Origin of the sequence: Inquilinus limosus MP06, assembly GCF_000767795.1 — a bacterium.
Classification (GTDB): domain Bacteria; phylum Pseudomonadota; class Alphaproteobacteria; order DSM-16000; family Inquilinaceae; genus Inquilinus; species Inquilinus limosus_E.
In genome coordinates, this window is sequence record NZ_JANX01000222.1 from 1 (window position 1) to 9,187 (window position 9,187).

At 69.7% G+C, this 9,187-nt stretch carries 8 protein-coding genes; 7 read left to right on the forward strand and 1 reads right to left on the reverse strand.

Annotation, left to right across the window (positions count from 1 at the left end; translation table 11 throughout):
• The coding region (gene thrC, locus P409_RS17560; RefSeq protein WP_034840290.1) for a threonine synthase at window positions 1-1,149 on the reverse strand (1,149 nt) is incomplete at its 3' end.
• A 587-nt stretch (window positions 1,150-1,736) separates the two neighbouring features.
• On the opposite strand from thrC, the gene P409_RS17565 reads away from it, so the two are divergent.
• The 7 genes from P409_RS17565 (at window position 1,737) to hlyD (ending at window position 9,057) form a co-directional block, all read left to right on the forward strand.
• A complete protein-coding gene (locus tag P409_RS17565) occupies window positions 1,737-3,296 on the forward strand; it encodes an ABC transporter substrate-binding protein (protein WP_202964704.1) in 1,560 nt (519 codons plus the stop codon).
• A gap of 73 nt (window positions 3,297-3,369) precedes the next feature.
• A complete protein-coding gene (locus P409_RS17570; RefSeq protein ID WP_034840295.1) occupies window positions 3,370-4,338 on the forward strand; it encodes an ABC transporter permease in 969 nt (322 codons plus the stop codon).
• Window positions 4,339-4,342: 4 nt separating this feature from the next.
• The gene (locus P409_RS17575; protein ID WP_034840298.1) at window positions 4,343-5,245 is read left to right on the forward strand and encodes an ABC transporter permease; all 903 of its coding nucleotides are present in this window, start codon (window positions 4,343-4,345) and stop codon (window positions 5,243-5,245) included.
• A gap of 5 nt (window positions 5,246-5,250) precedes the next feature.
• Window positions 5,251-6,225, forward strand: a complete 975-nt coding sequence (locus tag P409_RS17580) for an ABC transporter ATP-binding protein (protein WP_034840303.1) — start codon at window positions 5,251-5,253, stop codon at window positions 6,223-6,225.
• Entirely contained in the window at window positions 6,222-7,253 is a 1,032-nt protein-coding gene (locus P409_RS17585) for an ABC transporter ATP-binding protein (RefSeq protein WP_034840307.1), read from the forward strand. Before P409_RS17580 ends, P409_RS17585 begins: the two co-directional genes overlap by 4 nt.
• A gap of 188 nt (window positions 7,254-7,441) precedes the next feature.
• Window positions 7,442-8,056: a TetR/AcrR family transcriptional regulator gene (locus P409_RS17590; protein WP_238578711.1), complete on the forward strand. Its 615-nt coding sequence runs from the start codon at window positions 7,442-7,444 to the stop codon at window positions 8,054-8,056.
• Window positions 8,053-9,057, forward strand: a complete 1,005-nt coding sequence (hlyD, locus tag P409_RS17595) for a secretion protein HlyD (RefSeq protein ID WP_034840313.1) — start codon at window positions 8,053-8,055, stop codon at window positions 9,055-9,057. Before P409_RS17590 ends, hlyD begins: the two co-directional genes overlap by 4 nt.
• Window positions 9,058-9,187: the final 130 nt, after the last annotated feature.

The following is a 9,187-nucleotide window of genomic DNA, read 5'->3' on the forward strand; positions in this document are numbered from 1 at the left end:
GATGGTCTGGCCGGTCGCGGCGCGCGTCTCGGCGATCACCCGCAGCGTGGCCTCGTCGTCCAGCCGGTGGCTGGCGAACAGCTCGGCCGCGGCGCGGTGCATCTCCGGCGTCACGGCGAAGCGGCCGGTGCCGCGGAACTCCGCCATCAGCGCGCTCAGCCGGTCGGCGTCGCGGCCGCACAGCTCGAACAGCAGCCGCTCGAAGTTCGACGAGATCTGGATGTCCATCGACGGGCTCAGCGTCGGCACCACCCCGTCCATCTTCATCTCGCCCGACTTGAAGAAGCGGTCGAGGATGTCGTTGCGGTTCGACCCGACCACCAGCTTCGCGATCGGCAGGCCCATCCTGCGGGCGGCATAGGCGGCGAAGACATTGCCGAAATTGCCGGTCGGAACGGCGAAGGCCACCGGCCGGTCGGGCGCGCCCAGCGCCAGCGCCGCGGCGGCGTAGTAGACGATCTGGGCCATGATCCGGGCCCAGTTGATCGAGTTCACCGCCGACAGGTGCATCTCGTCGCGGAACGGGGCGTCGGCGAACATCGCCTTCACCAGGTCCTGGCAGTCGTCGAAGCTGCCCTTCAGCGCGACGTTGCGGACATTGGGCGACTTGACCGTCGTCATCTGCCGGCGCTGCACCTCGGAGGTGCGGCCCTCGGGGTGCAGGATGACGATGTCGATGGCGGCGCGGTCGCGGCAGGCCTCGATCGCGGCGGAGCCGGTGTCGCCCGAGGTGGCGCCGACGATCATCACCCGCTCGCCGCGTTTCGTCAGGACATGGTCGAACAGCCGGCCCAGCAGCTGCAGGGCATAGTCCTTGAAGGCGATGGTCGGGCCGTGGAACAGCTCCATCAGCCACAGGTCGTGGTCGATCTGGACCAGCGGCGCGGCGGCCGGGTGGTCGAAGCCGGCATAGGTCTCGGCCGCCAGCGCCGCCAGCTCCGCCCGGGTCAGCGACCCTTCGACGAAGGGCAGCATCACCTCGGTCGCCAGCTCGGCATAGGGCAGGCCGCGCAGGCGGCGCCATTCATCGGCGGTGCGGGTGGGCCAGGTCTCGGGCAGGTACAGCCCGCCGTCGCGGGCCAGGCCGGCCAGAAGCACGTCGTCGAAGGCAAGGGCGGGGGCGTGACCCCGGGTGCTGATATAGCGCACCGCGGCATTCTCCAGGACAGAAGCGGCGTACCCTAGAGCGCGATCGGTGCTGAGGGAAGCGGATCCGCGTCCCTGCCGCCCTGAATCGCGCCCGCACGCTCGCACCGGCTGGATTCAGCCATGAAACGCGGCCGCAGGCGACCCCTTTCGCCGCCGGGGCGCTGCGGCCGATCCGCCGGACGGCACGCCGATGGCACGGCGGTTGCTTCTTCCGGTGCGGCAAGAGGGGATGAGGATTGGAATCCGATGCTGTCGGGCGGCCGGGATCGGCGATGACGCGTGCAACTGCCCAGCAAACGGGCGGCGGCGATGCCGCATCGCAGCATAGCAACAGCCTCGACCCGGAGCGAAAGTCGGGCAATCATCCCCACGGGGAGGCAATCAAACCGCGTCGGGCGGGAGCAGCACATCGTGGCCGCGCCCGGCCGCGCCCTCGAACCCCATGGACCTGGCCGGATGGCGCGAGCCGACCGGTTTCCTGCAACCAAGATCCAGACGAGGCACCGATGGCGGATGTGAGACAGCGAGGCAGATCCCGGGCCCAGGCCATGCCCGCGCCCTGGCGTTGGGCGGCGATGGGATTGCTGGTGGGGGCCGCCCTCCTGGCGACCGCGGCGGCGGCGCGGGCGGAGAACACCTTCCGCTTCGCCTTCCAGGGCAACCTGAACACGCTCGACAGCTACCAGTACAACGAGACCTTCACCACCGCGACGATGAGCAACGTCTATGAGGGGCTCACCAGGCGCGACAAGGAGATGAAGATCGTCCCGGGCCTGGCCACCGGCTGGGAGGTGACGGATGACGGTCTGAAATGGCGCATCCATCTGCGCCCGGACGTGAAGTTCCAGAACGGCGACCCGTTCACCGCCGACGACGTGCTGTACTCGCTCGACCGGCTCCGGGCCCCGGGCTCGGACATCAAGGGCCGGGTGCCGTCCGACATGAAGGCGGTGAAGGTCGACGACGTCACGGTCGACTTCATCCTGACCAAGCCCAACCCGCTCCTGAACGCGACCTGGGATTCCTGGCCGATCTTCGACAAGAAGTGGTCGGAGGCGAACAACGCCCTGATGCCGTCCTCCACGGCCGACAAGAACCCCGGCTACGCCGTGCTGCACGCCAACGGCACCGGCCCGTTCATGGTCGAGAGCCATGAGATCGGGGTGAAGACGGTGTTCGTGCGCAACCCGAACTGGTGGGGCAAGCCCGAGGGCAACATCGACCGGGTCGAGTTCACGCCGATCGCGTCCTCGGCCACCCGCGTCGCCGCCCTCCTGTCCGGCCAGGTCGACTGGGTCGACCCGGTGCCGGTGCAGGACCAGGACCGCGTCTCCGGCAACGCCGACACCGCGCTGCTGACCGCGCCGGAGCTGCGCACCATCTTCCTCGGCCTCGACCAGGACCGCGACGAGCTGCTGTACTCCACGGTCAAGGGCAAGAACCCGTTCAAGGACAAGCGGGTGCGGCTGGCCTTCTACCAGGCGATCAACGAGGACGCGATCACCCAGCGCATCATGCGCGGCCAGGCGACGCCGACGGCGCTGATGATCTCGCCGGCCCTGTTCGACCGGGCCGGCGAGTTCAAGCGCCACCCCTATGATCCGGAAGCGTCGAAGAAGCTGCTGGCCGAGGCGGGATATCCGGACGGCTTCGGCGTCACGCTGGACTGCCCGAACGACCGCTACGTCAATGACGAGGCGATCTGCCAGGCAGTGGTGTCGATGCTGGCCCGGGTCGGGATCAAAGTGACGCTGAACGCCCAGCCGCGCGCCAAGCACTTCACCCAGATCGGCGAGCCGGGCGGCCACAGCACCAGCTTCTACATGCTGGGCTGGACCCCGGACGGCTACGATTCGCTCAGCGTCTTCAACAATCTGGTGCGCTGCCGGTCGCCGGGCGTCGGCATCTCGAACAATGGCGGCTACTGCAACCCCAAGGTCGACGCCCTGGTCGACGCCTTCTCGGTCGAGGGCGACAAGGCCAAGCGCGACGAGCTGATCGCCCAGGCCTACGACATCCTCCTGAACCAGGATGTCGGCTACCTGCCGCTGCACCAGCAGGCGCTGTCCTGGGGCGTGTCGAAGAAGTTCACCGTGGTCCAGCGGCCGGACAACTGGCTGATCTTCGACTGGATCAAGAAGAACTAGTCCCGACCCGCCGGGCGGCGGCCCCCGGGGGCACCGCCCGTCCTTTTCCTCGGCACAACGGCAGCGGGGTAGGATGCTGGCTTTCATCCTGACGCGCGTGGCGCAGGCGATCCTGGTGATGCTGGTGGTGGCCCTCCTGGCCTTCACCATGTTCCGCTTCGTCGGCGACCCGATCAACCAGATGGTCGGGCAGGAGACCACGGAGGCGGAGCGCGAGGCGCTGCGCGAGAGCCTGGGGCTGAACGATCCCGTGATCGTCCAGTTCGCCCGCTATGTCGGCCATGCCGCGCGGTTCGACTTCGGCAACTCCTACCAGTTCAAGCAGCCGGTCTCGGACCTGATCGGCGAGCGCGCGCCGGCGACGCTGGAGCTGTCGCTGACCTCGGCCCTGCTGGCGCTCCTGATCGGCATGCCGATGGGCGTGTTCACCGGCCTCTACCCGCAGCGCTGGATCTCGCGCCTGTTCCTCGGCGCCTCGCTGGTCGGGGTGTCGCTGCCGACCTTCCTGATCGGCATCCTCCTGATCTTCATCTTCTCGGTCGAGCTCGGCTGGCTGCCCTCCTTCGGCCGCGGCGACGTGGTGCGGCTGGGCTGGTGGAGCACCGGGTTCCTGACCCTGTCCGGCCTGCGCTCGCTGATCTTGCCGGCGATCACGCTCGGCCTGTTCCAGATGACCCTGATCATGCGGCTGGTGCGCGGCGAGATGCTGGAGGTGATGCGCACCGACTTCATCCGCTTCGCCCGCGCCCGCGGCCTGACCGACCGGGCGATCCATTTCGGCCATGCTCTGAAGAACACGCTGATTCCGGTCATCACCATCACCGGGCTGCAGCTCGGCTCGATCATCGCCTTCGCCATCATCACCGAGCAGGTGTTCCAGTGGCCGGGCATGGGCCTGCTGTTCATCCAGGCGGTGGCCAATGTCGACATCCCGATCATGGCCGCCTACCTGCTGCTCAGCGCCTTCATCTTCGTTACCATCAACCTGGTGGTCGACATCCTCTATGCCGCGGTCGATCCGCGCATCCGCGTGGGGGCGTGATCCGATGCGACGCCTGCTCGACAGCGACCTCGCCTGGCGCTTCCGCCGCTCGCCGATCGCCATCCTGGCCCTGCTGGTCACCCTCCTGATGCTGGCGGGGGCGGTGCTGGCGCCGCTGATCGCGCCGCAGGACCCGTTCGACCCTGCCAATCTCGACCTGATGAACTCGCTGATCCCACCGGCCTTCGAGGCGCAGGGCGACCCGCAATTCCTGCTCGGCACCGACGACCAGGGGCGCGACCTGTTCTCGGCCATCCTCTACGGCACGCGGATCTCGCTCTTCGTCGGCTTCGCCGGCGTGGCGTTGGCGATGCTGATCGGCGTCACCCTCGGCCTCGTCGCCGGCTATCGCGGCGGCTGGGTCGGGGCGGTGATCATGCGCGTCGCCGACGTCCAGTTGACCTTCCCGGCGATCCTGATCGCGCTGCTGATCAACGGCATCGCCCTGGCGCTGGTCGGCAAGGGCGGCGGCACCGACCTGCAGATCGGCGTCATCGTCGTCGCCATCGGCTTGTCCTATTGGGTGCAGTACGCCCGCACCGTGCGCGGTTCCACCCTGGTCGAATCGAAGAAGGAATACGTCCAGGCCGCCCGGCTGATCGGCCTGTCGGACTGGACCATCATGTTCCGCCACGTGCTGCCGAACGTGACCGGGCCGGTGCTGGTGATCGCCACCATCAACCTGGCGCTGGCGATCATCACCGAGGCGACGCTGTCCTTCCTCGGCGTCGGGGTGCCGTCGACCTCGCCCTCGCTGGGCACGCTGATCAACATCGGCAACCGCTTCCTGTTCTCCGGCGAGTGGTGGATCACGATCTTCCCCGGCGTCGCCCTGGCGGTGCTGGCGCTGTCGGTCAACCTGCTGGGCGACTGGCTGCGCGACGCCCTCAACCCGAAGCTGAGGTGAGGGGCATGGCCGACATGACGCTCAGCGTCCGCGACCTCAAGGTCCAGTTCCGCAACCGCCGCGGCCTGCTGACCGCGATCGACGGCGTGTCCTTCGATATCGCCCCCGGCGAGGTGCTGGGCGTGGTCGGCGAATCCGGCGCCGGCAAGTCGATCACCGGCACCGCCGTGATCGGGCTGATCGATCCGCCTGGCCGCATCGCCGGCGGCGAGATCCGGCTCAAGGGCGAGCGCATCGACAATCTCAGGCCCGAGGCGATGCGGCGGATCCGCGGCCGGCGCATCGGCATGATCTTCCAGGACCCGCTGACCAGCCTGAACCCGCTCTACACCGTCGGCCGGCAGTTGACCGAGACCATCACCACCCATCTGCCGCTGGGCCGCGACGCGGCGCGGCGCAAGGCCATCGCGCTGCTGGAGGAGGTCGGCATCCCGGCGGCGGCGGCGCGGATCGACAGCTATCCGCACGAATTCTCCGGCGGCATGCGCCAGCGCGTGGTCATCGCCCTGGCCCTGGCGGCGGAGCCGGAGCTGGTGATCGCCGACGAGCCGACCACGGCGCTCGACGTCTCGGTCCAGGCCCAGGTGATCGCGGTCTTGAAGCGGCTGTGCCGGGAGCGCGGCACGGCGGTGATGCTGATCACCCACGACATGGGCGTGATCGCCGAGACCGCCGACCGGGTGGCGGTGATGTATGCCGGGCGGATCGCCGAGATCGGCCCGGTGCGCACCGTGATCCGGCAGCCGCACCATCCGTACACGGTGGGGCTGATGGGCTCGATCCCCACGGTCGAGGGCGATGCCGACCGGCTGCAGCAGATCCCCGGCGCGATGCCGCGGCTGGACGCGATCCCGCCCGGCTGCGCCTTCAACCCGCGCTGTTCCGCCGCCTTCGACCGCTGCCGCAAGGACCGGCCGGAGCTGATGGCGGCGGGGCAGGGGGCGGCGGCCTGCTGGCTGGTGGAAGGAGGCCGGGCATGACGGCGGATGCGGTTGTCGAGGTCGTGGGCCTGTCCCGCCGCTTCGACCTGTCGCAGCCCTGGCTGGCCCGCCTGCTGGGCGGGGCGCCGCGGCTGACCCTGAAGGCGGTGCAGGATGTCAGCTTCACCATCCGCCGGGGCGAGACGCTGGCGCTGGTCGGCGAATCCGGCTCCGGCAAGTCGACCATCGCCCGGCTGGCGGTGGGGCTGCTGCAGCCCAGCGACGGGTCGGTGCTGATCGACGGCATCGACCTGGCCGACCCGGCGAAGAAGGCGCAGTTGGCCAGGCTGCGCCGGCGCATCCAGATGATCTTCCAGGATCCCTATGCCAGCCTGAACCCGCGCTGGCGGGTCGAGCGCATCGTGGCCGAGCCGATCCGCGCCTTCCGCCTGGCCTCGTCCCCGGCCGAGACGGCGGAGAAGGTGGCGGGGCTGCTGCGCCGGGTCGGGCTGGACCCGCGCGACGGGCGAAAATTCCCGCACGAATTCTCCGGCGGCCAGCGCCAGCGCATCTGTATCGCCCGGGCGCTGGCGTCGCAGCCGGAATTCATCGTCTGCGACGAGCCGACCTCGGCGCTGGACGTCTCGGTCCAGGCCCAGATCCTGAACCTGATGAAGGACCTGCAGCAGCAGGACGGGCTGACCTACCTGTTCATCAGCCACAATTTGGCGGTGGTCCGGCACATGGCCAGCCGGATCGGCGTGGTCTATCTCGGCCGGATGGTCGAGCTGGCGCCCGCCCGGTCGCTGTTCCGGGCACCGCGCCACCCCTACACCCGAATGCTGCTGGACGCGCTGCCGGACCTGGAGATGACCGGCCGGCCGCGACGGATGGTGGAGGGCGAGATTCCCAGCCCGATCGCCCCGCCGCCCGGCTGCGCCTTCCATCCGCGCTGCCCGCTGGCCAATGACCGCTGCCGGAGCGAGATACCGAAGCCGCTGTCCGCCGGCGACGCCCAGGTCGCCTGCCACGCGGTGGAGGAGGGGCGGGACGGCGTGCAGGCGGCGCCGCTGCGCATGACCGTATAGCCCTTCGCGAAGCCGCTTCGAACGACAGCCGATCAAGGGGCCCCTCCCGTTCAGGAGGGGCCCTTTCAACTCGTCCGCTCGGGCCTCCGGCGGCGGCTGATCCGGGTGAAACTTGACTCGTGCCGCTATTTCGTTAATAACTGACTGGTCAGTCATTAACGAAAGCGAGCGGACCGGCGATGGCGCAGGTGCGGAGACGGCGGAAGGAGGCGCGGCCGGCGGAGCTGCTGGAGGCGGCCTTCGCCTTGTTCGTGGAGAAAGGCTTCGCCGCGACGCGGATCGACGACATCGCCGCCCGCGCCGGGGTCAGCAAGGGCACGGTCTATCTCTACTTCCCGAGCAAGCAGGCGGTGTTCGAGGCGCTGGTGCGCCAGTCGGTGCTGCCGAATGTCGAGCGGCTGATCGGCGAGACCGCGCGGCCGGGCGTGCCGGTGCTGGAGATCCTGCCGCGGCTGCTGCGCGCCATCACCCAGACGGTGGCCGGGTCGCCGCTGCTGCACTTCCCGCGCCTGATCATCGCCGAATCCCCGCAATTCCCGGAGCTGGCGCAGTTCTGGCGCGAGACCGTGATCGACCGGATGCTCGGTGTCGTCTCCGGCCTGATCGAGCGCGGCATCGCATCCGGCGAGATCCGGCCGGTCGATCCGGCCGACGCCGCCCGGCTGATGATCGCGCCGCTATTGATGGCGGTGATCTGGGGCACCACCTTCGTCCGCCAGGACGAGAGCTTCGATCTCGGCGTCTTCATCGACCGGCATCTCGATATCTATCTGCGCGGCCTGGCGGCGGAGGCGCGGCCATGACGCGGCGGGTTCCCATCGCCGTCGCCGTCCTGATCGCGGCGGCCGTCGCCGCCGGCTGGTGGTTCGACCTGCCGGGCCGTCTCGGCTGGCGCCAGGGCCAGGGCGACACGCTGACCCTCTACGGCAATGTCGACATCCGCCAGGCCGAGCTCGGCTTCCGCGTCTCCGGCCGGCTGGCCGAGATGAGGCTGGAGGAAGGGGAGGCGGTGAGCGCCGGCCAGGTGCTGGCGCGGCTGGACGACCGGCCGTTCCAGGACAGCGTCGCCGCGGCGAAAGCCGCCGTTGGCGCGCGCCAGGCCGATCTCGACAAGCTGGTCGCTGGGCCCCGCGCCGCCGAGATCGCCCAGGGCCGCGCCACGGTGGCCGAGCGCGAGGCCGATCTGGAGAACGCCAGGCTGGCCTTCGCCCGCACCCAGGAGCTGCGGCAGAAGGGCAACGCGCCGCAATCGACGCTGGACCAGGCCCAGGCCGACCGCGACATGGCCCAGGCCCGGCTGGATTCGGCGCGCCAGGCGCTGGAGCTGCTGCTGGAAGGCAACCGGGCGGAGGACATCGCCGCCGGCCGCGCCAATCTCGCCGCCGCCCAGGCCGACCTCGCCACCGCCGAGACCGCGCTGGCCGACGCCACGCTGACGGCCCCGGCCGACGGCATCATCCTGTCGCGGGTGGCGGAGCCGGGGGCGATCATGGGGTCCAGCAGCGTCGCCTATGTGCTGTCGCTGACCAAGCCGGTCTGGATCCGGGCCTATGTGGCGGAGCCGGATCTCGGCAGGGTGCATCCGGGGCTGATGGTCGAGGTGGTCACGGATACGAGGCCGAACCGGCCCTACCATGCCCGCGTCGGCTTCGTCTCCCCGGTCGCCGAGTTCACGCCGAAGACGGTGCAGACGCCGGAGCTGCGCACCGACCTGGTCTACCGCCTGCGCATCATCGTCGACGACCCCGACCCGGCCCTGCGCCAGGGCATGCCGGTGACCGTGCGCGTGCCGAGGGCGGGATAAATGGCCGTCATTCTCGCCCCGCTGAGCCCCTTCCTTCACCGTCCCCCTCCCCTCGCGGGAGGGGGCCGGGGGGAGGGGGTTGGCGGGGCCAGAGCAGTCGGGACCGGGGCCGGTTCCAGCCGGTGGAAAC